Annotated in this window: 25 protein-coding genes and 2 tRNA genes; 25 read left to right on the top strand and 2 right to left on the bottom strand. The window is 47.9% G+C overall.

Annotated features, from left to right (window positions below):
- Positions 1-119: 119 nt before the first annotated feature.
- The 24 genes from ACLTOH_RS09200 (at position 120) to ACLTOH_RS09085 (ending at position 22,363) form a co-directional block, all read left to right on the top strand.
- Positions 120-941, top strand: coding sequence for a Cof-type HAD-IIB family hydrolase (locus ACLTOH_RS09200; protein WP_412223980.1), 822 nt, complete (start codon positions 120-122; stop codon positions 939-941).
- A gap of 96 nt (positions 942-1,037) precedes the next feature.
- A complete protein-coding gene (locus ACLTOH_RS09195; RefSeq protein ID WP_412223999.1) occupies positions 1,038-2,384 on the top strand; it encodes a CCA tRNA nucleotidyltransferase in 1,347 nt (448 codons plus the stop codon).
- 79 nt (positions 2,385-2,463) lie between these two features.
- Positions 2,464-3,465: a CotS family spore coat protein gene (locus ACLTOH_RS09190; RefSeq protein WP_337544590.1), complete on the top strand. Its 1,002-nt coding sequence runs from the start codon at positions 2,464-2,466 to the stop codon at positions 3,463-3,465.
- A gap of 10 nt (positions 3,466-3,475) precedes the next feature.
- Positions 3,476-4,921 carry a PEGA domain-containing protein gene (locus ACLTOH_RS09185; protein WP_337544592.1) on the top strand — a complete coding sequence of 482 codons (1,446 nt, stop codon included), beginning with the start codon at positions 3,476-3,478 and terminating at the stop codon, positions 4,919-4,921.
- Positions 4,922-4,996: 75 nt separating this feature from the next.
- On the top strand, positions 4,997-5,347 hold the full coding sequence (locus ACLTOH_RS09180) for an HU family DNA-binding protein (protein WP_255713168.1): 351 nt from the start codon (positions 4,997-4,999) through the stop codon (positions 5,345-5,347).
- 86 nt (positions 5,348-5,433) lie between these two features.
- Complete coding sequence (locus tag ACLTOH_RS09175) at positions 5,434-5,673, top strand: RNA-binding S4 domain-containing protein (protein WP_022313248.1); 240 nt, start codon at positions 5,434-5,436, stop codon at positions 5,671-5,673.
- Positions 5,674-5,769: 96 nt separating this feature from the next.
- Positions 5,770-6,057: a sporulation protein YabP gene (gene yabP / locus ACLTOH_RS09170; protein WP_117465441.1), complete on the top strand. Its 288-nt coding sequence runs from the start codon at positions 5,770-5,772 to the stop codon at positions 6,055-6,057.
- Positions 6,057-6,599 (top strand): spore cortex biosynthesis protein YabQ, encoded by a 543-nt coding sequence (gene yabQ, locus ACLTOH_RS09165; RefSeq protein ID WP_118503033.1) that lies wholly within the window; start codon positions 6,057-6,059, stop codon positions 6,597-6,599. Before yabP ends, yabQ begins: the two co-directional genes overlap by 1 nt.
- Positions 6,511-6,768, top strand: coding sequence for a septum formation initiator family protein (locus tag ACLTOH_RS09160; RefSeq protein WP_227064017.1), 258 nt, complete (start codon positions 6,511-6,513; stop codon positions 6,766-6,768). Before yabQ ends, ACLTOH_RS09160 begins: the two co-directional genes overlap by 89 nt.
- A gap of 131 nt (positions 6,769-6,899) precedes the next feature.
- The gene (locus ACLTOH_RS09155) at positions 6,900-8,093 is read left to right on the top strand and encodes a SpoIIE family protein phosphatase (protein WP_119624219.1); all 1,194 of its coding nucleotides are present in this window, start codon (positions 6,900-6,902) and stop codon (positions 8,091-8,093) included.
- A 42-nt stretch (positions 8,094-8,135) separates the two neighbouring features.
- On the top strand, positions 8,136-9,629 hold the full coding sequence (tilS, locus tag ACLTOH_RS09150; RefSeq protein ID WP_412223977.1) for a tRNA lysidine(34) synthetase TilS: 1,494 nt from the start codon (positions 8,136-8,138) through the stop codon (positions 9,627-9,629).
- A gap of 20 nt (positions 9,630-9,649) precedes the next feature.
- Positions 9,650-10,174 carry a hypoxanthine phosphoribosyltransferase gene (gene hpt, locus ACLTOH_RS09145; RefSeq protein ID WP_022313253.1) on the top strand — a complete coding sequence of 175 codons (525 nt, stop codon included), beginning with the start codon at positions 9,650-9,652 and terminating at the stop codon, positions 10,172-10,174.
- 30 nt (positions 10,175-10,204) lie between these two features.
- A complete protein-coding gene (gene ftsH, locus ACLTOH_RS09140) occupies positions 10,205-12,010 on the top strand; it encodes an ATP-dependent zinc metalloprotease FtsH (RefSeq protein ID WP_337769852.1) in 1,806 nt (601 codons plus the stop codon).
- Positions 12,011-12,440: 430 nt separating this feature from the next.
- The gene (locus ACLTOH_RS09135) at positions 12,441-14,543 is read left to right on the top strand and encodes a glycoside hydrolase family 13 protein (protein WP_262594825.1); all 2,103 of its coding nucleotides are present in this window, start codon (positions 12,441-12,443) and stop codon (positions 14,541-14,543) included.
- Between the two features lie 187 nt (positions 14,544-14,730).
- Positions 14,731-16,620, top strand: coding sequence for a glycosyltransferase family 39 protein (locus tag ACLTOH_RS09130; protein ID WP_182430251.1), 1,890 nt, complete (start codon positions 14,731-14,733; stop codon positions 16,618-16,620).
- A gap of 209 nt (positions 16,621-16,829) precedes the next feature.
- Positions 16,830-16,911, top strand: a tRNA-Tyr gene (locus ACLTOH_RS09125).
- Between the two features lie 32 nt (positions 16,912-16,943).
- A tRNA-Leu gene (locus ACLTOH_RS09120) sits at positions 16,944-17,027 on the top strand.
- A 130-nt stretch (positions 17,028-17,157) separates the two neighbouring features.
- Positions 17,158-17,487, top strand: a complete 330-nt coding sequence (locus ACLTOH_RS09115) for a nucleotidyltransferase family protein (protein ID WP_262594823.1) — start codon at positions 17,158-17,160, stop codon at positions 17,485-17,487.
- On the top strand, positions 17,472-18,068 hold the full coding sequence (locus ACLTOH_RS09110; protein WP_262594821.1) for a hypothetical protein: 597 nt from the start codon (positions 17,472-17,474) through the stop codon (positions 18,066-18,068). Before ACLTOH_RS09115 ends, ACLTOH_RS09110 begins: the two co-directional genes overlap by 16 nt.
- Positions 18,069-18,197: 129 nt before the next feature.
- Positions 18,198-18,818: a metallophosphoesterase gene (locus ACLTOH_RS09105; protein ID WP_337413227.1), complete on the top strand. Its 621-nt coding sequence runs from the start codon at positions 18,198-18,200 to the stop codon at positions 18,816-18,818.
- Between the two features lie 141 nt (positions 18,819-18,959).
- Positions 18,960-19,262 (top strand): hypothetical protein, encoded by a 303-nt coding sequence (locus ACLTOH_RS09100; RefSeq protein ID WP_022312548.1) that lies wholly within the window; start codon positions 18,960-18,962, stop codon positions 19,260-19,262.
- Between the two features lie 92 nt (positions 19,263-19,354).
- Positions 19,355-20,215, top strand: a complete 861-nt coding sequence (locus tag ACLTOH_RS09095) for a hypothetical protein (RefSeq protein ID WP_118537141.1) — start codon at positions 19,355-19,357, stop codon at positions 20,213-20,215.
- A 550-nt stretch (positions 20,216-20,765) separates the two neighbouring features.
- Positions 20,766-21,668, top strand: a complete 903-nt coding sequence (locus ACLTOH_RS09090) for a LysR family transcriptional regulator (RefSeq protein ID WP_118537142.1) — start codon at positions 20,766-20,768, stop codon at positions 21,666-21,668.
- Between the two features lie 98 nt (positions 21,669-21,766).
- Positions 21,767-22,363, top strand: coding sequence for a TIGR00730 family Rossman fold protein (locus ACLTOH_RS09085; protein ID WP_118537143.1), 597 nt, complete (start codon positions 21,767-21,769; stop codon positions 22,361-22,363).
- Here ACLTOH_RS09085 and ACLTOH_RS09080 read toward each other — a convergent pair.
- Positions 22,355-23,131, bottom strand: coding sequence for a sulfite exporter TauE/SafE family protein (locus ACLTOH_RS09080; RefSeq protein WP_227064026.1), 777 nt, complete (start codon positions 23,129-23,131; stop codon positions 22,355-22,357). The two genes, ACLTOH_RS09085 and ACLTOH_RS09080, sit on opposite strands and share 9 nt — an antisense overlap.
- Positions 23,132-23,566 (bottom strand): MarR family winged helix-turn-helix transcriptional regulator, encoded by a 435-nt coding sequence (locus ACLTOH_RS09075; protein WP_227064027.1) that lies wholly within the window; start codon positions 23,564-23,566, stop codon positions 23,132-23,134.
- 373 nt (positions 23,567-23,939) lie between these two features.
- On the opposite strand from ACLTOH_RS09075, the gene ACLTOH_RS09070 reads away from it, so the two are divergent.
- On the top strand, positions 23,940-25,634 hold the full coding sequence (locus tag ACLTOH_RS09070) for an EAL domain-containing protein (RefSeq protein ID WP_227064028.1): 1,695 nt from the start codon (positions 23,940-23,942) through the stop codon (positions 25,632-25,634).
- Positions 25,635-25,636: the final 2 nt, after the last annotated feature.

Raw genomic sequence — 25,636 nt, 5'->3', positions numbered from 1 at the left:
GACAGGTACTGTTAGGTTATGAGCAAAAATAGTCGCAAAAGGGCGGGAAACATGATAATGTGACTCTGCCAGTTACGTGAGCTGAACAGAGAATAACTTTGAGAAAGGTATGAATAAACATGCAGGAAAAAGTTCTGGTACTGGATATTGACGGAACATTGACCAATTCAAAAAAAGAGATCACGGAAGCTACCAAACAGGGAATCTGGAATATTTTACAGCATGGTCACAAGGTGATCCTGGCTTCGGGTCGTCCCACCCCCGGTATGCGGAAATGCGAAGAGGAGCTGGAACTGAAAAAATACGGCGGATACCTACTGTCATTTAACGGAGCCCGTATCGTGGAGTGTAAGACAGGAGAAGTGGTCTATCAGAGAACACTGCCCCTGTCCATTGTGCCCGGATTGTACGAATTCGCCAAAGCGAATGGCTGCGGACTGATCACTTATCAGGGTCCTGGCGTCATCTCTGCGTTCGAGCCGGATGACTATGTGCAGCTGGAAGCCAGAATCAACGGAATTCCTATAAAGGTCGTTGACAATTTCGTCGAATATGTGAATTTCGATATTAATAAGTGCCTGATGACGGCACCGGAAGAGATCGCCCCTGCTCTGGAAAAACAGCTGCAGGAAAAATACAGCGATGTGGCAAGCATCTACCGTTCCGAACCCTATTTCATCGAGATCATGCCGAAAGATGTGAACAAAGCCACCTCTTTGGATCATATGCTGGAAGGCATGGGACTGACCAGAGAGAATGCGATCTGCTGCGGGGACGGTTACAACGACATCTCCATGATCGAATATGCGGGAACCGGCGTAGCAATGGGGAATGCCCAGCCGGCGGTCAAGGATGCGGCGGACTATATCACCGGCACCAACGATGAAGACGGACTGGTGGAAGTCATCGATAAGTTCATCATGAACCCGGAGCAGGCATAGCCTTTCTTAGAAACAAACAATAGACACAAAGCAGTAACAAGCGAAAACTCACAGAGCAATGAGCGTATGTGATTTTTGCAAAAGAGGATATATATGATTCAGATACAAATACCTGAAAAAGCGAAATATATCATAGAAACCATACAGAATGCCGGATTTGAAGCCTATGTGGTAGGCGGCTGCGTGCGGGATTCCATTCTGGGCAGATGCCCGGAGGACTGGGATATCACCACCTCGGCGAGACCGGAGCAGGTGAAAACGCTGTTCCGTCGCACCATCGACACCGGAATCCAGCATGGCACCGTAACCGTCATGCTGGACAAGGAAGGCTTTGAGGTTACGACCTACCGTGTAGATGGAAAATACGAAGACAGCCGACATCCCAAAGAAGTGACGTTTACTCCGAACCTGGAGGAGGACCTGAAACGCCGGGATTTTACCATCAATGCCATGGCTTATAATGAAACGGAAGGCCTGATCGACATTTTCGGCGGATTAAAAGACATCGAGGCGAAGCTGATCCGATGCGTAGGCAACCCGGAGGAACGTTTTGGAGAAGATGCGCTGCGGATCATGCGGGCAATTCGTTTTTCAGCCCAGCTGGGCTACGAGATCCACGAAGATACTGAGGCGGCAATCCGGAAGCTGGCACCGACCCTGCAGAAGATCAGTGCGGAGCGGATTCAGGTGGAACTGACTAAACTGTTGGTGTCCCCTCATCCCGACACCCTCAGAGAAGCTTATGACATGGGTGTCACCAAGGTGATCCTACCGGAATTCGATGCCATGATGGAGACACCGCAGAAGCATAAGCACCATAAATACAACGTAGGGGAGCATACATTACATGCACTTATGGAGATCGGGCCGGACAAGAATCTGCGTTATGCCATGCTGCTCCATGACATCGGCAAGCCGGCCACACTTACTGTGGATGAAGACGGAATCACTCATTTCTACGGACATCCGGCGGTGGGAGAAGAGATGGCGCGGAAGATTCTGCGGAGACTGCGATTTGATAATGATACCGTTGCGGTGGTCACCCGTCTGGTGAGATACCATGATTATGGCAATGATGTGATACCGGATCTGCGGATTGTCCGCCGGGCGGTGAATAAGATCGGGGAAGATATTTTCCCACTGTTGTTCCCGGTGAAACGGGCAGATATTCTGGCACAGAGCGATTACCTGAGAACAGAAAAACTGGAGAATCTCGAACTCTGGAAGAAACTGTATCAGGAAATGCTGGAAAAGAAGCAGTGCGTCTCCCTGAAAACACTGGCGGTCACCGGCAGGGATCTAATCGACACCGGTATGAAACCGGGCAGAGAGCTGGGAGAGATGCTGCAACAGCTGCTGGAACTGGTATTGGAACATCCCGAGCAGAATACCAGAGAACAGCTGCTGGAAAAGGTAAAGGAACTGTCGGCAGACAAAGATTGAGCATACTTTACAGGCTTTCCTCATAAGATAGCGTAGGAACCGGAAAACGGTTAAGGACGTATCTTAGGAGGGATTGTAAGTGAATGACAGAGCAGTGGCACTGCTGGAGCAGTATGAGATAGAAGTATTGCGTACCCGAAAAGGAAGGGGAGCGATTCTGTGCGATACACAGCAGGGCTGCCTGATCTTCAAGGAATATACAGGACGCGAGGAACAGCTGCGTCTGCAGGAGCAGGTCCTGAAGCACCTGGAGGAACGGGGAACCGTTCCTGCGGAGCGATTGCTTGCCACAAAGGAAGGTGCGTTATCGGTGACAGACCGGGACGGTGTCAGATATATTCTGAAGACCTGGTGGGAAGGCCGAGAATGTAATATCCGTGACAGGGAAGAATGTATGGAAGCCATGCGGCTTCTGGCGAGACTGCACGGTGATCTGGAATTTACACCTGTATTTCCGGAGACGGAGGAGACTTCGGCACCGGTCATAGAGAGATATCTCCCCAGCCGGGACTATGAGAAGCATAACCGGGAGCTCAAGAGAGCCCGCAGGTTCTTGAAACAGCGCAGCCAGAAGACCTGGTTCGAGATCCGGTTGTCTGCAGTGATTGATCCTTTTTTAGAGGAAGCAAGACAACTGTGTGAAGAATGGAAAGAGATCGAGCTGGCTGCCTCCGACAGCGGAGATAAAGCACCGCTGTGTTTCTGCCACGGAGATTACCAATATCATAATATTCTGCGGCAGGACCGTGGATTTTTCCTGGTGAATTTCGAAAAATGTCAGGCAGACGGGCCGGTGAGAGACCTGTATCTGCTGTTGCGAAAGCTTTTGGAAAAAAGTGAATGGGATGCCGAATGGGGCAGAGTGCTTCTGGCGGCTTACGAAAGTGTACGGCCGTTAAAGCCCTATGAGAGACAGGATCTGTTCTACCGCCTGTCCTATCCTGAAAAATTGTGGAAGATCGTAAACTTTTATTATAATTCCGGCAAGGCCTGGATCCCGGAGAAGAATCAGGAGAAACTGGACCGCCTGTTGGAACAGGAAGCGGCCAGAAAGAAATTCCTGAAACTGCTGCAAAGATAAAAGCCGGGCAATGAACGGCAGACAACGGAAGAGACGTTGCGGCAGGATCGCAGCGTCAGGAGACAAAGGAGAAGCAAAAACGTTGAAAAGATTCGAAGACAAAAAGTATTCGAAAACGAAACAGACAGTGGTAATCCTTTTGCTTGTGACAGCAATGTCATTTGCTGGATGCGGGCAGACAGCATCCTCCGGGACGGCGGCAACACCTGCGCCAACGGCACAGGCAGAGCGGATAGATACCGGCTTTGTTGTCACCAATCCGGACAGCTATGATTCCGCAGATACGGCGGTACTGGTGGATATCAATAATGTTGACAACACTGTCACACTGTTAAATCTGGATTTAGGCAAACGTTACACGCTGTCCATGGACGGAACAACGCGGTTCGCAGATAAATATGGAAAGGCAATTTCCCTGAGTCAGCTGCAGGAGGGGGACATCGTGGATGTGACTTTTTTGAAAAGTCAGAAGCATCTGACCTCCATGCAGCTGGCGCAGACAGCATGGCAGTATGAAGATGTGGAGCACTACGAGATGAATACCGTACGGAATGAGGTGGCCATCGGGGAAGAGGTGTTCCAGCTGTCTAAGGATACCCAGTATTTTTCCCAGGGACACAGCATTGAAAAAATGGATCTGAATCCGGCGGATATCCTGACATTTCACGGCATTGACAGCACAGTGCTCAGCGTAACGGTGGAAAAAGGCCATGGATACCTCAGACTGGTCAATGATGAGAACTTTGTGGGCGGCTGGCTGGAAATCGGCCAGACACAGATCGTACGGATCACAGAGGACATGCTGGTGACTGTGCCGGAGGGAAGCTATCAGGTAGATATCAGCTATAATGGAGGTGGCGGCACGAAAAATGTCGTGATCAACCGCAACGAGGAAACAACACTGGATATCGGTGATCTGGAAGTGGCAGAGGCACAGTACGGTATGGTGCTGTTTTCCCTGAATCCTTCCGATGCAGAATTGTATATCGATGGAAGTCAGGTGGATGCTTCCCAGCCGGTCACGCTGGAATACGGTATTCATCAGATCATAGCGAAGGCGGACGGCTATAAGTCGCTTACACAGTATCTCAGGGTGGGGCAGGAATCCGCGGGAGTGGATGTCCAGCTGGATAAGGCGGACTCCGACAGTGAAGACAGTACGGAAAGCAGCAGTTCTTCCAGCTCTTCCGCAACGGAATCTACCTCCACCGCAGATACGACTACGACCTATTACCGCGTGCATATTGATGCTCCGGAAAATGTGGAGGTATATCTGGACGGCAACTATGTGGGAATTTCCCCCTGCAGTTTTAAGAAGACCCCAGGAAGTCATGTGATCACCCTGCGAAAATCCGGTTATGAAACCAGAAGTTATACGGTACAGGTGGATGAAGAAGAAAAGGATGTATCCTACTCATTTGTAGACCTGACGGCCAGCTCTTCATCGACAGAATGATCCTTTCCGGGAGGGGAAGAAATGCCGTAAATATGCGGAAAAACCTTGACAAAAGGGATAAAAACAGATATATATATGTATAGACGTTTCAAAAGAACTATTTTCGAGCGTAAAATTAATAACGAAAACTCATTACAGGAGGAGTTCAATATGAACAAAACAGAATTAGTTGCAGCTATGGCTGATCAGGCAGGTCTTTCCAAGAAGGACGCAGAGAAGGCATTAAAGGCATTCACCGATGTTGTTGCTGAAGAGTTAAAGAAGGATGGTAAGGTTCAGTTAGTTGGCTTCGGTACTTTCGAAGTATCCAGCAGAGCAGCTAGAGAGGGTAGAAATCCTCAGAGCGGCGCACCTATGAAGATCGCTGCTTCCAAGGCTCCTAAGTTCAAGGCTGGTAAGGCATTAAAGGATATGTTGAACGCATAATAGAAGCTGAATTTTCAGAGACTCGATAGGACAACCTTTCGGGTCTCTTTTGTTTTTCAGAAACGGATGATCGTGAGGTTAAAAGCATGAGATTAGACAAATATTTGAAGGTATCCCGACTGATCAAGCGCCGTACTGTGGCTAATGAGGCCTGCGACAGCGGCAGAGTGCTGATCAATGATAAGCCGGCAAAGGCATCCGCCAATGTCAAAGAGGGAGATATCATTTCCATCTCTTTCGGCAACAAGGAAGTAAAAGTCGAGGTCCTGGATGTACAGGAGACCGTGAAAAAAGAAGAAGCCAAAGAACTTTTCCGTTATATATAATATCAGGTTCTCTATGTATAAATTTCCACATTTTCCCATACAATACATTGTAAGTCCGGTTCCGGAAGGAGCGGAGGATGGGAGGCTATGGAGAGAATGGAAGATTTAAACGCGACAGGACGTATGCATAAAGTGACCATGACCAACAGACGGACATGTACCGTGAATGGGGTAAATGACGTCCTTTCCTTTGATCTGCGGGAGATCCTGCTGGAGACGGAACAGGGGATGCTGATGATCCGTGGCAACGAGCTCCATGTGAACCGCCTGACATTAGACAAGGGGGAAGTGGATATTGACGGCCGGATCGACAGCCTTGTATATTCGGATACCGCAGCATCCGGAGAAAAACAGGAATCCTTCCTGGGCAGGCTGTTCCGCTGATGGATGAAAATGTTTTTCTGCTGCATTCCTTTCTGCTGGGTGTGGGGATCACTTTTCTGTATGATATTCTGCGGATCCTGCGAAGAGTGTTTGCTCACAGTACCAGCATGGTATCTCTGGAAGATCTGGCATTCTGGATCTACTGTGCGGGAAAGGTCTTTCTGCTGATGTTTCATGAAAGTAACGGGAACCTGCGATGGTTTGCCGTGCTGGGGGCATTGGCGGGAATGTACCTGTATCACAGGACAATCAGTCCCTTTTTTGTAAAGTATGTGGCACTGGGCCTGAATACTCTTCTGCACCCAATCCGGAAAGCCTTGCGGATAACGGGAAATTGGCTGAAAAAGCAGTTGACTATACTTAGGAAAATGCTTAAAATATTCATTAAAAGGAGATGCGCGTATGGCAAGAAGAAAAGCAGCCTACCGCAAGAGACACCAGAACCGGTTCAGTATGTTCCTGGTGACCCTGGTCGTGTTGATGATCATGGTGGTCGTTGCGGCGCGGAGCGTGGAATTACAACAGAAGATTGCGGGCTATGATACCCAGATCGCAAGTCTTGGCGCGCAGATCGAAGCAGAGCAGACCAGAGCGGAACAGATCGAGGAATTCGGTAAGTACACTCAGACGAAAGCTTATGTGGAAGAGGTGGCGAAGGATAAGCTGGGACTGGTATACGAAGGTGAGATCCTTTTTCAGGAAGACAATTAAGCAGGGAAACTGTTTCTCAACAGTGAACCTGCTTTTTTTGTCGCAAAAAATGAAGTCTCTCCCTCCCTCGATTTGACAAAAGGAAGAGGAAAACTGCCCTATAATCGTGAAAACAGAAAGGGGAGGATGCCATGATCATAGGGAAAAAGGAGCAGGAACGGCTGGAGAGAGAACAGTGTGCACAGATCTCACTGCTGTGCAGACAGAAACTGATGGGATATGCGGAGAGTTTTGAGGAACTGGGGAAGAGCTTTCGGCAGGAGATACAGATTACAGGAGAGGACAGGCAGAATATTCTGGAAAAATGTATGCTGTGGCAGAGCAGACAGATCATGGGAGACCATCTGCAGGAAGTGGCCCGGATCATGGAACGGGTAGCAGGAGAGGAACTGGGGTATTGTCCGCTGGAAGAGAAAAAGAGGAAAAGCCTGGTACAGGCGCTCAAGAGTGAAGGGATCATCGCCAGAGACCTCTGCTATGTGGAGAAGGACGGCAGCAGCTCCGGGACAGAAGCAGGGATCAGTATGACACTGTCCACCGAAAAAAGGCACTATAAGGCGGCACAGGTGGCGGACATGCTGACGGTATTATTGGGAAAAAAGCTGCAGGTCTCTTCAGGAAGCCCTTATCTCGTGGAGCAGGAGCCGCATTGTTTTCTGTTCACAGAGGAACCGAAATACATAGCACTGACGGGGGTGAGCCGGGCGGTAAAAGAAGGGGAGAAAGTCTCGGGGGATCAGTATGCCACCATGGAATCGGAAAAAGGGAAGCTGATCCTGCTGTTGTCTGATGGGACAGGCTCCGGGGAGGATGCCAGCCGGGGCAGCGGCAGAGTCATGGATCTCATGGAAAAAATGCTGGAGGCGGGCTTCGGGACCGAGGCATCTGTGAATCTCCTGAATTCTGCGTTGTATGCGCAAAATGAAGAGGACGATCATCCTACGATAGACCTTTGCAGCCTGGATCTGTATACCGGCGAATGTGAGATCTGCAAGGTGGGCGGTGTTGCCACGTTCTGGAAGACCTCCGGAAGGGTTCTCTGTGTCGGCGGCGAAAGCCTGCCGTTAGGTATTTTTCAAAAAGTGCAGATAGAACGACAGATGTGTCAGATCCGGCCGGGAGATCTGCTGGTCATGATGACGGACGGGGTTCTGGATATGATGGAAGACGGGGAAGAGCGCATGGCACAGGTGCTGGAAGGGTTGCAGGAACAGAACCCGCAGGAGATCGCAGAGAAAATATTGTCCTATGCCATCTGTGCCTCAGAAGGACGGATTCGGGACGATATGACGGTATTTGTGCTCTGCCTGTGGGAAAACACGTGATGCCGCCTTGATTTTTCCCCATAATTAGGATAGAGTAAAAACATGAATACATGGATGGATACGCGAGAAAAAGTATTTGCATATATCAGAGAGCATCACATGCTGCAGGCCGGCGACCGTGTGGTAGCCGGTGTTTCTGGAGGGGCAGACTCGGTTTGCCTCTTATTTTTGTTGCTGGAATGGCAGAAGGAAGTACCTACAGACATTGCCGTAGTGCATGTGGATCACGGCATTCGTGCGGAGGCCGGAGAAGATGCCCGGTATGTGGAGCAGCTCTGCGAGGAGAGAAGAATCCCTTTTTTCCTGACCAGGGCAGAGGTAAGGAACAGAGCCCGCATGGAGAAAATCTCTGAGGAAGAAGCCGGGCGCAGAACGAGATATGAGGCATTTGAAAAGGCGGCAAAGGAGTGGGGAGCCACGAAGATCGCAGTGGCCCACAACAGCAATGACCGCAGCGAGACCCAGCTGTTCCATTTGTTCCGGGGCAGTGGAATCCGGGGACTGGCCAGCATTTTGCCTGTGAGAGATCGGATTATACGACCGCTCCTATGTCTGGAACGGTGGGAGATCGAGAAGTTTTTACAACAGCGAGGAATTGTCTATTGCAAGGATGCCACCAATGAGGAGGATGACTACACCAGAAATCGTATTCGGCATCATATTTTGCCTTATGCGGAGCAGAATATTGTAAAGGGCTGTGTAGCACATATGAATCAGACGGCGGAGCTGCTGGCGGAGACGGAGGACTATCTGGAACTGCAGACAAAAGAAGCAGCTGGCCGATGTATCCGGGCAACGGACGGTGACGGAGAGTCCGCAGAGACGGGGGACAGCCGGAACGCGGTGATCTGTATTGCTGTGGAGTCTTTTCTGTCGTTGCATCCTGTGATCCGTAAGCGCCTCTTGTATGAACAAGTGAAGCAATTGTCTCCCGGGCAGAAAGACATCACTTACCAGCATATTCAGGAGCTGCTGACCTTGTTTACCAGGGAAGGCAACCGGCAGATCTGTCTTCCGTTCGGCATCCGGGGTAGACGGCAATATGAGGAAGTCCTGCTGACAGTAGAGAGGACAGACAGGGAGTTTTTGGAGAAGACGGAAGTGGCTGAGAAATATCAACCAACTCTGCAGCTTTCTCCCGGACAGACAGGGACAGTGGAATGTGAAGTGGGAACGGTGGAATACTGTGTGTGTGACCTGGCCGCTGCCCATGAAAAAAACCAAGAAGTTCCCACAAATCAGTATACGAAATGGTTTGATTATGATAAAATAAAAAAATGTCCGGTGATACGGACAAGAAAGCCGGGTGACTATCTGACCATTGTTGACGGCAGAGGCGGGATGATCCATAAATCGCTGAAAAGTTATCTGGTCGATCAAAAGATCCCACAGGCGGAACGCGACAGACTGCCGATCCTGGCAGAGGGAGAGCATGTACTGTGGGTCGTGGGATACCGTATCAGCGAATATTATAAAGTAACGGAGAATACAAAACGTATTTTAAAGGTACAATTAATAAGAAAGGAGTTCGCTTAAAAGCGAAAAGACAAAAGAAAATGGCAGAGCATATCAGAGTACTGTTGACAGAAGAGGAAGTAGATAAGAGAATCCAGGAGATCGGTGAGCAGATCAGCAAGGATTATGCGGGTAAGCAGGTACACCTTGTATGTGTACTGAAGGGTGGCAGCTTTTTCATGTGTGAACTGGCAAAGCGTATCACTGTTCCCGTATCTCTGGACTTTATGTCCGTATCCAGCTATGGTAGCGATACCAAGTCCAGCGGTGTAGTCAAGATCGTGAAGGATCTGGACGAATCTCTGAAAGATAAGGAAGTTATTGTAGTAGAGGATATCGTGGACAGCGGAAGAACCCTGAGCTATCTGCTGGAGATGCTGAAGGACAGAGGTCCGGCTTCTTTACGTCTGTGCACCCTGTTGGACAAACCCGAGAGAAGAGTGATCGATGTCCATGTGGATTATACCGGATTTAATATTCCCGATGAGTTTGTAGTGGGCTATGGTCTGGATTATGATCAGAGATATCGTAATCTGCCTTACATCGGTGTGGTAGAATTCGATTAAGCGATACAAAGATGTAGGAGGCCCGTGAAGTTGAAACAAAACGGCAAAACAATCAATTCATATTTTATATTTATCATACTTCTGCTTCTGGTGATCTTCGGCCTCAACCTGTTGAACAACCGTACAGATGAATACACCAAGGCGGAGTTCATTGCGGATCTGGATGCCGGCAATGTATCGGAAGTCGTGGTGCAGCCCAACGGAGAAGCACCTACCGGATATCTGGAGATCCAGATGAAGAACGGTGCATCTCATAAGCTGTACGCAACGGACATTACAGAACTGGAGACCCTGGTACGTGAGTATGGGTTTGATCCGGTGGTCAATGACATTGAAAGGGAGAACTGGTTCCTGACCTATATGCTGCCGATGCTGGTCGTGCTGGCGGTGGGAATTTTCCTGTTCATGATGATGAATGCCCAACAAGCAGGCGGCGGTAACGGCAAGATGATGAACTTCGGCAAAAGCCGCGCCAAGATGACACTGGGTGACAAGAGTGTCACATTCGCTCAGGTAGCCGGTCTGAAAGAGGAAAAGGAAGAACTGGAGGAGATCGTTGATTTCCTGAAGGAGCCGGGAAAATACACCGGTGTCGGAGCCAGAATCCCCAAGGGTGTCCTGTTGGAGGGCCCTCCCGGAACCGGTAAGACCCTGTTGGCCAAGGCAGTGGCCGGAGAAGCCGGAGTACCGTTCTTCAGCATTTCCGGATCCGATTTCGTGGAAATGTTCGTTGGTGTGGGCGCTTCCCGTGTGCGTGACCTGTTTGAAGAAGCAAAGCATAATGCACCTTGTATCGTATTTATCGATGAGATCGATGCCGTGGCAAGACGGCGTGGTACCGGTATGGGCGGAGGACACGATGAGAGAGAGCAGACCCTGAACCAGTTACTGGTAGAAATGGACGGTTTCGGCGTCAATGAGGGCATTATCGTTATGGCGGCCACCAACCGTGTGGATATTCTGGATCCTGCAATCCTGCGTCCCGGTCGTTTCGACCGTAAGGTAGCGGTGGGAACCCCGGATATCGGTGGCAGAGAAGAGATTTTGAAAGTACATGCGAAGAACAAACCTCTGGGGGATGATGTGAATCTGCAGCAGATCGCTCAGACTACTGCAGGCTTCACCGGAGCGGATCTGGAGAACCTGCTGAACGAAGCAGCCATTATCGCGGCGAAGGAGAACCGCTCCTTTATCGCACAGAAGGATATCAAGAGAGCCTTTATCAAAGTGGGAATCGGTGCGGAGAAGAAGAGCCGTATCATTTCCGACAAGGAGAAGAAGATCACTGCATACCACGAAGCAGGCCATGCGATCCTGTTCCATGTACTTCCGGATGTGGGACCGGTCTATACCGTATCCATTATCCCGACCGGAGTGGGAGCCGCCGGTTACACCATGCCTCTGCCGGAAAAGGATGAGATGTTCGCCACCAAGAGCCGTATGCTCCAGGATATCATGGTATCTTTGGGCGGACGTATCGCAGAGGAGATCATCTTCGGAGATATTACCACCGGAGCATCCAGTGATATTAAGAAAGCCACCAAGACAGCCCGCCGTATGGTAACCCGTTACGGAATGTCTGATAATATCGGTGTCATCTGCTATGACGATGACGATGATGAAGTCTTCATCGGTAAGGATCTGGCACATGCCAAGGCGCACAGTGAGGAGATTTCCGGTGAGATCGATAAGGAAGTCAAGCACATCATAGATGACTGCTATACCAAAGCCAAGGATATTATCTTACAGCATGAGGATGTGCTGCATAGCTGTGCACAGCTGCTGTTGGAGAAGGAGAAGATCACCAGAGAAGAATTCGAGGGTCTTTTCGTATAGGAAAAGGTTTTCGCGGGAGTTTCGTGGAATTGGTAGTATTGTACAAACCGATTTTGTGAAAAATATACAAAAATGAATATTCACTTTTGTGATATTTGTGAATTTTGAGAATAGTCAAAAATAGGAGTGCATGCTATTATAATACTCGTAACCCCCCCAATACATTATATAGTTTTTTGCTATACCCCATAAGAAAGAAATACCTTCTCTAAAAAGGGCAGTCCTCCCAAGACTGTCCTTTTTACTGTCTAAAAATCGCTGAATAAAGAGGCGGGCAGTTGTCAGATGTAAGGAAAAAGGGTATAATAAATAGAGCTTTTGAGCTTGGGACATGTCATACTGCCGGAGCGCACAAGACAACAAAGCACTTTGGCAGAAGCAGTGTCATAATATAGATAGTAAGACATTAGTCTCAGAAAGGATAGATACTATGGATCTGGAGCGATTACGTCGAACAGAATATAATCAGCAGTATATTGCTGCCATGAGACCCGTATTTAACAGAAGAGCTCTTTTTACGGATACAAGTGCGGAGTATGTGATCCCGGAAGAGCCGGAACCATATTCCGAGGTGACGATCCGTTTCCGTACCGCAAGGAACAACGTGGACAGGATATTCCTCGTAAGCGGTGGACAGAAGCATCTCATGGTACGAGTGGAGAGCAATAATGATTTTGATTACTATGCTTATGTGATGCGTCTGGATGATCAGAAGGTATCCTACTACTTTGAGGTACAGACCGGCAGGATCACAGGTATCTTCGATATGAGAGGATTGGTGCAGGAGGTCAACGAGTATTATGATTTTATCATCATTCCCGGCTTCCATACTCCCGACTGGGCAAAAGGTGCGGTAATGTACCAGATCTATACCGATCGTTTCTGCAATGGCGATCCTTCCAATGATGTGCTGACCAATGAATATTGCTATATCGGGGAGCCGGTACACCGCGTAGAGGACTGGGGACGTTATCCCGCACAGATGGATGTCCGTGAGTTCTACGGCGGAGACCTGCAGGGTGTGCTGGACAAGATGGACTACCTGCAGGATCTGGGAGTTGAGGTGATTTATTTTAATCCTCTGTTTGTCTCCCCTTCCAACCACAAATACGATATTCAGGATTATGATTATATTGATCCCCATATTGGAAAGATTGTCAGTGATGAAGGGGATCTGCTTCCCGACGGACAGCGGGAGAACCGTTTTGCTTCCCGTTACATCGACCGTGTGACTAACAAGGCGAATCTGGAAGCCAGCAACGAGCTGTTTGCTCAGGTGGTGGCAGAGGCACACCGCAGAGACATGAGAGTCATTCTGGATGGCGTGTTCAATCACTGTGGTTCCTTTAATAAATGGATGGACAGAGAGCGCATCTATGAGAATGCGGAAGGATATGACAAGGGTGCCTATGTCAGTGCTGACAGCCCTTATCGGAATTACTTTGATTTCCACAATCAGGCAGCATGGCCCTATAACAATTCCTATGACGGATGGTGGGGACATGACACACTGCCGAAGCTGAACTACGAGGGATCCCAGGAACTGATGGACTATGTCCTTCATGTAGCGAAAAAATGGGTATCTCCGCCCTACAATGTGGATGGCTGGAGACTGGATGTGGCGGCAGACTTAGGCCACAGCCAGGAGTTCAATCATCATTTCTGGCAGGAATTCCGGAAAGCGGTAAAAGAGGCCAATCCGGAGGCTATTATTCTGGCAGAGCACTACGGCAATACCAGAGACTGGCTGCAGGGCAACGAATGGGATACTGTCATGAACTACGATGCGTTCATGGAGCCCGTGACCTGGTTCCTCACCGGTATGGAGAAGCACAGCGATGACTACAGAGAGGATCTGCTCGGCAATGCAGAGAGCTTCTGGGGAGCCATGCGGCATCATACCTCCAGTTTCTCCATGCCCAGCTGGCAGGTGGCTATGAATGAACTGTCCAACCATGATCATTCCCGTTTTCTGACGAGAACGAATCATAAGGTGGGACGTACCAATACACTGGGACCGCAGGCTGCGGAACAGGGTATCAATAAGGCAGTCTTCCGGGAAGGCGTTGTGATCCAGATGACATGGACGGGTGCTCCTACAATCTATTACGGAGATGAGGCCGGTGTCTGTGGTTTCACAGATCCTGACAACCGCAGAACGTATCCCTGGGGACATGAGGATCAGGTGCTGCTGGCATTTCATAAGGACATTATCCGTCTGCGCCGGGAGAACGAGGAGCTGCGGATCGGCTCCTTGAAAATGTTGGAAAATGACTACAACTTTATTTCTTACGGACGTTTTAACCGCAAGGGACAGTGTGCGATCCTGATCAACAATAATTATCATCCCATCACCAAAGAGATTCATGTGTGGGAGATCGGAACCCCTAAGACAGGTAAGATGAAAGTGATCCTGCAGTCCAGGGATGACGGGTATTGCATGGAAGGTGCGGAGTATGAGATCAGGGCAGGCAAGGTTCTGATCGAGATGCCACAGACCTCGGCAACGATACTGAAATATGTAGAAGAATAAATATATGTAACTATTCAGAACACCATTCGCAAAACCGCCTCTGCGAGGCTTCCTTTTTGCTCATGGTGGTTACTTCGCCCTATAAATAGTATCAAATGCTCTTACGAATGCAAGGATTCGACGCTCATTTGATACTATTTACATGGCTCTGAATAGTTACAAATACAAAAGACAGAGAGGATATTCGATGTTCACCATCATTATTACCCTGCTGTTGCCGCTGGTATCCATTGGGATCTGGCGGCAATCTATTTTAAAAAATAACAAAAAAAGCGGACAGTCTGTCACGATCGGGAAGGGAGAATATGTCCTTCGTTATCTCACCTGCCTGCTCTGTATGTTGGTCATTCCCTGGATCCTGTTGTCGCTGACCGGCAATGACGGCAATACGATCTTGAGAAAGCTGTTGGAATCCAGAGAATATGCAGTGAAAGTTCTATGTCTGGAGATCAGCATGATGCTGGTCTATGCCATTGCGGAATTGTTCGTGGAAGAAGCGAAAGCCGGAAAGCATGAGAAGATCCGGAGCGTCCTGAGTAAGATTACCGATAGCAAGGCGTGGAGCGTATTTCGCAAATACATAGGACCGGTGGCAGTACTGGCATTGACAGTGCTGGTGGTGTGTCTGAATTTCAGCATGATGTCCGACCGCGTACTGTGGGGGGATGAGGCGTTTTCTGCGAATACGGCCCACAAGGATGTGGATGGCATTTTGCAGGTATTGTATTACTGGGACAATCATCCGCCACTGTATTATTACTGGCTGAAATTATTCGGGACCCTGTTCGGATATAAGGTACCGGTATTCCACCTGGCCTCTCTGGTGCCCTTCGTGATCGGGATCGTACTGGCACTGACCGTTGTGCGGAAACATTTCGGAATGCTTGCGGCAACATTTTTTGTGATGATCTCCGGTCTGGGACAGGCGTGTCTGGAGTACAATCTGGAAGTCCGCATGTATGCGCTGGCTTTCCTGTGTGTAATGGGTTGCTTCTATTGTTCCTACAGAGTCATTGCTGACGGCAGCAGGAAGACCTGGGCAGGCATGGTGCTGTGGGCACTGGCAGCAGCGTATTCTCACTATTATGCACTGGTGGCTGTAGGCATTATGATGTTTTTCACCGGAGTGGCCGTATGGATCAAATACCGTGGGAAAACATGGATAAAGGGTGTTCTGGCCATCGTAGCATTTTTCATAGGTTATGCACCCTGGCTATATTTCTTCTATGCCGGCTTGAAAAATGTCAGCAGAGGCTGGTGGATGACAGAGATCCTGGGACTGGACCAGAGTCTGGAGATCGTTATGGGCGGCAGAGGGATGAATGGTATCGTATTCCCGCTGGTGATTCTGTTTCTGGTGGTGACCCTGGCAGTGGATTCTTCTGTATTCTCTGTGGAAAAAGACGGAGTACATATGCAGAAGCCTTCTGTGAGAAACTGGTCTGACAAGACATATGCCATGGCAGTGGGAGCCTGCACAATCCTTGGAACTTTGGCATTTGCTTATTTGTTAAGTGTTGTTATGGCACCGATGCTGGCACAGAGATATCTGTATCCGTTAAGCGCGGTGGCAATCGTCATGCTGGCGGTGGGCAGCAGCCGTGTGCTGGAACTGGCTGCAGAGCTGGAGAAGAAGTCCTGGAAGGGCCTGGAGGCTGTAAGCAGAATTGTGCTGGCGGTATTGCTGGTAGTATTATTCGGCCTGGGAATTCAGAACTATCGGGAATGCTATGACAGCTATGAACAGCAGAAGGTGGAGACCGAAAAGACACTGGATCTGATCGGTACCCCCGATGAGGATGTAAATATGGTCACGAATGGTGTAAAACATCTGGGTTGGACCGTGCTGTATTATTACTATCCGGATAATGAAATCGTGAACGGAGATTACAACCAGGCGGATTCCGACAGGTTCTGGTATTTTACACCGACCGAACTTGGCGCAGATGCCATCGCCGGATTGCAGCAGGATGGATATCAGGTAACCGATTACGGACTGATGCAACTGTCGCAGTATCCTTTCTATTTATATTATATTGAAGCAGTTCAGCCTGCGTCATTCGCAAAGTTGCGTTAGCACGCTTTTTCGTCACTTCGTGACTACTTTTGCTCATAGATTGGCGCTCTGCTCATAGGATGACAGAATTGACGCTTTGTGTGCGAGCACCCAATCGTCGCTTCTGTCATCCTATGGCTGAACTTTTACACTAAAATAATAAAAACATCTTGCAATTTGTGTGAACATATGCTACAATTTCACATTGTTAAGGCACTCTTGCCTGACATGGATGGATTCCCGAGTGGCCAAAGGGGACAGACTGTAAATCTGCTGCAATTTGCTTCGGTGGTTCGAATCCACCTCCATCCATTCGCACATTTATATAAATGTGTGATGCGTCCGCTGGTGTGGCGGAATAGGCAGACGCAAGGGACTTAAAATCCCTCGGGGGCAACTCCGTGCCGGTTCAAGTCCGGCCACCAGCATACTTAATTAGTGAGAGGAACACGGTAGAAATGCCGTGTTTCTCTTATTTTTTATTGTGAATGATAAAAAGAAGGAATATAATTGTATACAAATAACAGTAATATATTCTCAAGACGAAGGGGTGACAGTATGCTGACAAATACAATGAAAGAGGATTTGCCCCAAGGGGTAGTAGATCTTTTTTCGGATAGTATTTTGGCAATCATATTGTACGGATCTGTCGCCAGAAATGATAATACGGATGAGAGTGATATTGATATTGTAATTATCATAAAAAATGAAATGGATGATGCAACAAAGGAACAGTTCATTCATTGGTCAGCGGAATTAGATCTTCGATATGACAGAGTATTTTCTATCATTGATATTCAGGAAGAAAACATGGAGAAATGGCGAAATGTTTTGCCGTTTTATCAGAATATACAGAAGGAGGGGATAATTCTTTGGAAAGCAGAATAACAATTCCTTTTACACTTCATGGAATAGAAGAAAATCTCACCGTAGAATACACGCAAGGTACAGATCCCAGGGAAATTGGCTATGATGCCCTTCAGGGATTTCCGATAGACAAAATATGTTGCATAGGTTATCCGGTAATGCATGGTTACTTTGAACACATGAATGCGACCGGTTATCGGAGATCCTGTGGATTTATTCAATTCGTGGAAAGAATTGAAAATTATGGGGAAAACAGAGAGCTTTCCATAGATGTCAGTGATGAAAATCTGGGAAAAGGGAATCCATATTTTGCGTATGGTTATCCGGCAGAAATATTTGATGCTCCCTGTTGTAATTTGGCTGGGTGTAGACACTTGAAATGGACAGCTTATACCTATCTAGTAGATCTGCCCTCTCGAATGAATGGCAATAAACTGAAATTCCTGGGCGGATACTCATGGGGATATGAAGAGGATGAGAACGGTCCACAGAGATTACTACCGCTAGAGATATTGACGGAAAATGACTGGGAAAAGCATGCAACGGAAAAAGGAATATTAACGATATTCCCAATAAAAGGAGGCTGTACTGCTAAGTTATGAAGAATAGATATAAACAAAAACTGATATTCGTTATTGCAATTTTATGTTTGAGCTTAGTAAGCTGTAAAAGTAAAACAGAGCCAATTAATAATATTGCATCATGGACGCCAGATGATGGTTGGACAATAAATGAAATTGATATTAGGGATCTGTGGCGAATGTGGAATGGGAGACAACAGTATGAATTATTATATCAGTGATCTGCATCTATTTCATGAAGCATCCATAGGATTCGATGGACGCCCGTTCCGGAATCTGGAGGAAATGCACGCAGAGATCGTAAGAAAATGGAACAGCAAAGTAACTAACGGAGATACCGTATACATTCTGGGTGATATGAGCATGCGCGGTAAGAACGAGGATCTGATCGCTCTGGTGGCAATCCTGAAGGGAAAAAAGGTCCTGATCCGGGGCAATCATGATGATGTGTCCGATCTTAGATACCGGCAGTTGTTCCAGGAAGTCTGCGATTATAGGGAGATCCGGGATTCTGTAGGCGGTAAGAGTTATGAACTGGTGCTGTGCCATTACCCTATTTTCAGCTGGAAGCATATGAGCCGCGGCACGATTCTACTCTACGGGCATACCCACAACAGCCCGGAAGATATGTATTTTCAGAAATGTCTGGAAGGAATGAAAGACAACGAATGCCGACATACCGGTGACAGTCACGTACAGGCATATAATGTGGGCTGTATGAAGCCGTGGATGGACTATGAACCGAGAAGTCTGCAGGAAATTATAAAATAAAAAGCTTTGAAAGAAAAATCGAGCAGGGGAACCGGCTCGATTTTTTGCAACCCTAGATTTGATGAAAGATCTGAAAAAAATATGTGCTATGATGGCAGTGCAACATGAATCACAGACCATTAGGAAAGGATGAAGAAACAGATGCAGTTACGTGAAATGATAGACAAGTATCCGCAACAGTATATCGCGGTGGCCTATACGAAAAAAGGTATCGACAACCTGATCGAGACAGCAACGGTTTTAAAAGTGTACCCGACCTTGCTGGATGCCTATGATAATCTGTCGGAGATCAAAGCATACAAAAAGAGATACTCCGATTTTGACATTGTATACGGAGACTATGAAGACTATGTATCCACAAGGCGCAAAGTTGTGATGACAAAGACGGATGAAAGACTTACCCAGGAGGAAATCGACAAATTGCTGGCAATGATAGATCACTAAAGGAATACCGATGATCTGCAGGCGGAGATTGCCACAGAAAAATCTGCAATATGCATTTTTATGCGCGATTATGTCAGAGGCGAAAAGGGAAAATGACAATATTTGATTATCTGAAAAAGAATTGTGAAGTGGCGATATATACGGATGAATACGGGAATACCTATATGGAGACGAAGGAATGGGAGTATGAAAAAATTATTTCCGGAGCCATAGAAATCAGCAATAAAGCAGACGATGCTATTGTCTGGCTGATACCGAAAGAAGTTTATGAAAAGCATTCGGAAATTGAGATCGCTATTGCCGGGGATGAGTCAGTCAATCCCGTTCGAAATGTCCGCAGGCCCTATTACCGGATGAGAGGAGTACCCGTAACGGCAGAGCAGGCATTTGATATTATCCGAAGGACGGACAGATTTTTAAATTTTTACGTGAGTGCTGTTCGCAGCCATGAAGATTATATCGGATGTGTGAATTTTGAGAACTGTCTCATTCAGAAGAATCATTATCCCACGGGATATGGCTGGATCCGTGCGGATGGAACGATTGGGGCGAATGCGACTACGCAAAAATACCCCACGGTCAGGGAATTTATCGAAGAATGGTATAAACTGCTCTATGCATTTCCTTATCTGAATCTGATCATTGCGGTTACGGGGTGGAACGAAGGACCCTGGGGTGACGAAACGGTATCGGAGGAGGAATTCTGCAAAGAGGTTGCCGTGGGGATATATGTCCATGACAGGAAAATAGAGATCCTGAATCCGCCAAATACCATAGCAAAGTATAAGGGATATAATAAACGCTACGGAACACCGCCTGAGAAATTCGAGCGGGAGTATTACGAGAAGCATAAGTACGAGAGGTATAAGACCGAACAGGCGAATCCGGCGTATTTGAGAAAGTGCATCGAAGCCTATGGGCTGGATGCGGATAAAATCTTGAAAAGGGGATAAGAAAAATGAATAATCCATTTATTGATGTATTTTGTCCACATTGTGGAGAATTTGTGAACCCAATCTATGAAGGGGACTGCCCTAATTGCGGAGAATATATAGGATCTGACGACAATGAGGAATGGGATGACGGGAGTGATGGAGACGGATATTATTTTCATACCTGAACAAAAAAACAGCAGATCCCGCCAGATCTGCTGCTTTTTCTGTGTATATGAGCGTGAAAAACACACTTCTATCAGAATTTTTCAGCGAAGCTCTTGTAATACTCGTCAAAAAACTCGTTAACCTTTTCCATGATCTTCTTCATAATATTCACCCTTAACCTTTCCAAGACAAATGAACTGTTGACTTTGTTGTTACGCTTAAGGGGTCAGGCCTGACTTCCTTTTGATGATTATAATTTACCATATTGCGCTTATAATGTGAAATACATATAATAGAAGTATAATAATACCTAAAAGGTATAATAAAAGAAAATACAACATGTTACAAAATAGAAAGATTAAGCTGGTTTTTGGAAAAAGCATGGAAGGAGGATGCTGGAAAGATGGAATTGCGGCATATCCGGTATTTCAAGGCAGTGGCGGAGGAGAAAAGCTTCACGAAAGCCGCGGAGCAGCTGGCGATCGCGCAGCCGCCCCTGAGCCGTCAGATCCAGGATCTGGAGGCGGAGCTGGGGACGACATTGTTCCTTCGCACACCCCATAAAGTGTCCCTGACAGAAGAGGGAGAGCTGTTCCTGCAGTATGCGAATCAGATCCTGGACCTGGTGAACCGGTCGGAGGAGGATGTCAGAGAACGCAAGGAAGGACTGCAGGGGACATTATACATTGCGTCGGTAGAGGGCTGCGGACCCAGACTTTTCGCGGAGTGGATCGCTGGATTTCAGCAGAGACATCCTCATGTACAGTACAATCTGTGGAACGGCAACACAGATGATGTGAATAACCGCGTAACGAAGGGATTGTGTGAGATTGCCATGATCACGGCCCCTTATAACACAGAGGAATTCCACGTGCTGCCGGTGTATGAAGAACCCTGGGTGGCAGTGATCCCCAAGGGACATGCATTGTATTCCTGGGAAAATGATCCGGTGAAGCCCTCGGAGTTGTTGCCCTATGATCTGTTGATTCCCTCCAGAGAATCCAGAAAAGGTGAAATCGATAAATGGTTCGATGGCACAGGGCATGCTCCGGTGATCCGGGGAAGGATCGCACATATGATGAATGCCTACGAACTGAGCCTCCACGGCGTCGGCATCTCGATCTATCCGGCATCGATTTCCTCCCTGATCCGAGACAAGGACGTCTGCGTGCGGCCGGTGGAGCATCCGAATGCCCATGCGGATTATGCTTTGATCTGGAATAAAAATCATACCCTGTCCCATGTGGCGGAAGAATTTATTGCTTATGTAAAAGAAGAATCCGGACAGCAGGTGTACTATGCCTGAATTAACGCAACCGATACGTCATTCACATTTGTGCCGGTAGCTCCTGCCTTGTCAAAAGAAAGGAAAGCCCTTATACTTGGAAGCAGGAGGAAAATACGATGAACATTACAGTATATCTGGGAGCAAATGAAGGAAATGATCCTTCTCTTAGAAAAGCGGTGCGTGAGCTGGGAACCTGGATCGGTGAAAGCGGTAACCGCCTGGTGTACGGTGGATCCAAATCCGGTCTTATGGGAGAGATCGCGGAGAGCGTATTACAGGCAGGCGGCGAGGTGACCGGCGTGGAACCGCAGTTTTTCATTGATATGGAATACCAGTATGATGCCATTACGGAGCTGATCGTCACAAAGGACATGACAGAACGCAAGACGAAAATGATCGAACTGGGAGATGTATTTATTGCTTTTCCCGGCGGAACCGGAACACTGGAAGAGATCGCTGAAGTGATGTCCAAAGTGTCATTAAAGCACCTGGAGGCACCTTGCATTCTCTATAACCTTAACGGCTATTATGACAGCCTGAAAGCACTGTTATCACATATGACGGAGATGGGATTGTCCTCCCCGGAGAGACAGGAAGGCATTTATTTTGCCAGGGATCTGTCGGAAATCCGCAAGATCATAGAAAATCAGCGGAGCAATGCAACGATCACTCCGCCGGAAAATACACACGGTATAGGAAATCAGCTAGGCTAACAGGTGAAAACACATAACTGCAATGCCCAGCACCACCAGGATCACACCGGTGACACGGTTCAGGGTCCTGGGTGTGGCCTTGTTGGCGAACAGTGCGGCAATCCGGGCCCAGATCAGGGTAAAGATGACGCACAGGCTCCATACGGTCCAGTCGGGCATGCCCCCAATGGCAAAATGGGAAACTGCACCGGTCAGAGCGGTAAAAGCCATAATAAAGACGCTGGTTCCCACAGCAGTTTTCAGCTCATAGCCCAGAACAGAAGTCAGGATCAACAGCATCATCATGCCGCCGCCGGCACCGACGAAACCGCAGATAAAGCCGATCAGCATACCGCATACCAGAGACTGAATGGCTCTTTTTTTCGCGGAGACGCCCTGCATGGCTTCTTTGGTGGTCATTACGGGCCGGACGATGAATTTGATACCTAACAGGAAAGTCATGAACACGGAGAAATTCCCCATGGTAGCGGAAGGCACCAGGCTGGATACGTAGCTGCCTACGACGGTGAATACCAGCACACTTCCCATCATGATCAGGCCGTTTTTGACATCAATATTTTTATTTTTCGCATAGGTATAAGCGGATACGGCACTGGCCAGAACGTCCGAGGACAGCGCAATGCCGACGGCCAGATACGGATCCATGCCGAGGAAAGTGATCAGCATGGGACTGATGACGGCAGCAGCGCTCATTCCGGCAAATCCGGTGCCCAGGCCGGCTCCCATGCCGGCGAAAAAAGTGACAAGAATCGTGATTAAAATCTGCATTTATTTATCTCCTTTCAGGATATTGTCCATATTTCTCTCCATGACATGAAGCATGTGGAAAAAGATCTCTTTGCTTGTCTCATCGGTGCCATCTAGCAGAGTATCTTTGAAAATGCTCTGTATCATGCGGCCTTTTTCGATGACATCATGTGCTTTCTCCGTGCAGAACAGCAGAGTCTTCCGACGGTCATCCGGAGCCTCTCTGCGTTCCAGGTACCCCTCGCACACCAGCTTGTCCACATTGACGGACACCAGATTCGCCTTGATCCGGCGGATCTCCACGACATCACTGGCAGTGTGGTATTCCGGATTGTTGCCGAAGAACATGAGAATATCAAAAGCTGTCTGTGGCAGCTTTAACTGTTGGCACAGAGGCTTGCACATGGCGTTGTAAGCCAGATTGAATTTTTGTACGAATTCGATATCAGTATTCATTCGAAGTCTCCTTTTACAAAAATGAATATTTCAAATTTGAAATAATTGCTATATTGCATAGTATTACAGATAGTTTTCGAAGTCAATCATAAGATATTTTATTTCATAAAAAATTTATATTAATTATCCTATCGTAAATATCATTTCGATATGTTACAATTTATTTGACCCGCCCCGATATGCGAATAGAGGGTAGGGTGCTATGTGCCAGTGGCACATGTTTAGCACGGACCGAAGCGGAGCGGAGAAGTGAGAGTGCGTAGCACGGAGCAATCCGTAGGCATCAAAGTTGGGGGCTTTTGACCCTGACATCATTTACATTAGGGTGCATACAGAGACTGTGGGCATACAGAAGAAAGTGCCGGGAGGAGACATGAGTATCAATAAATATGACGAGCAGAAATTCTGGGAGGAAGTGGATATCCTGTTCCCGGATATTGTAAAAGCCATTACTTCCCTGGCGAAAAAATCCTACATATCCATAACCAATCTGCGGAACGGCGTGACATGGTGGTCCGAGAAGGCGATGGAATATTTTGGTATGCAGGAGAATTATACTATCCGAGGACAAGAAAAATCAAAGAGATCGATTCATCCGGATGATCTGGAGGATTTCCGGAGGGGATTCCGTGAGAGAGTTGCCGGGGAAAACATGGACGAGCCCTGGGAATACCGGGTGCGTGACGGAAGCACCTACAACCGGATCAGCGCCAGGGCAAAAATGCTGAATGATAAGGATGGAAAGCCTTTTGTGATCGTAATACGATATAACAACTACGGTATTTCCGACGAGGTGGATGCGACCACCGGATTGCATACGGAACCGGCGCTGGACCGGGAGATCAGGGAATTCCTGGAGGAAAGCGGACAGGGGACTCTGCTGAAGATCGGACTGGATCAGTTCAGTCATATCAATGTTATGTACGGTGCAGCTTTTTCGGATAAGATTCTGAATTGTGCGGCACAGGAGCTGTTGCGCCTGTTAAAGGGAAAAGGATATGTATACCGGCTTTCCGGTGCGAAGTTTGTGATCAGTTTTAAAAAGGTATCCAAAGCGGAACTGCAGCAGATATACGATGAGATCGTAGAAACTTTTGAGAATACAGAGGTAGAAGGCAAAAAGATCCCTCTGAAGGTATCTGCCGGCGCAATATTTATGGAACCTTATATGAAGGAGACGAACGCGGTCCGCAGCCGTCTGACTTATGCGTTGAACCATTCCCGGCTTGAGCATCATGGAGAGCTGGTGATTTTTAATGATGAGGTCTGTGGCAGTGACGAGAACCAGTTTGAGCTGATCGGTGTGATCCATCAGTGTGCTACGCATAACTTTGAAGGCTTCCGGATGTTCTATCAGCCGATTGCCGATACGAAGACCGGCAAGATCCGGGGAATGGAAGCGCTGCTCCGATGGGAACTGGAGCCTTACGGGATGGTGTCCCCCGGTGTGTTCATGGAGTGGCTGGAACAGGATCCTTGTATTTTTGATCTGGGGAACTGGATTCTGCGGACAGCACTTACGGATGTACAGAAGCTGCGCAAGGAGACAGAAGGCTTTTTCGTCAATGTCAATGTGGCGGCGGCACAGCTGGAGCGCAGAGAGTTCCGCAGTGCTGTCATGAATATTTTAAAAGAGACCGGTGCGAAGCCGGAGGAGCTTTGCCTCGAATTGACAGAACGATGCAGAGATCTGGATATTCATTTCCTGCGCGGAGAGGTAGAATTTTTCCATTCCCAGGGGATCAAGATCGCACTGGATGATTTCGGAACAGGCAACAGTTCCTTAAGTCTGGCGCTGGAGCTTCCTTTTGACGAACTGAAGGTAGATATGAGTTTCATCCGTGATATTAAGCAAAAACCTCAGAATCAGGCCATGGTGCAGTCTATCGTGGATTATGCCAGGAGGACAAACACCGAAACCTGTATTGAGGGTATTGAGGATAAGGAAGTCAGCGACTATATCGAGAAATTTGGATCTACCTGGCAGCAGGGATATTACTATTCCAAACCGGTACCCATCGAACAGTTTGAGGAAGTGCTGCGCGAGAAAGCAACCGAAAAAGAATAAGT

Source organism: Waltera sp., from assembly GCF_046969025.1.
Lineage (GTDB): Bacteria > Bacillota > Clostridia > Lachnospirales > Lachnospiraceae > Acetatifactor > Acetatifactor acetigignens.
This window is presented reverse-complemented; position numbering and strand designations above follow the sequence as displayed.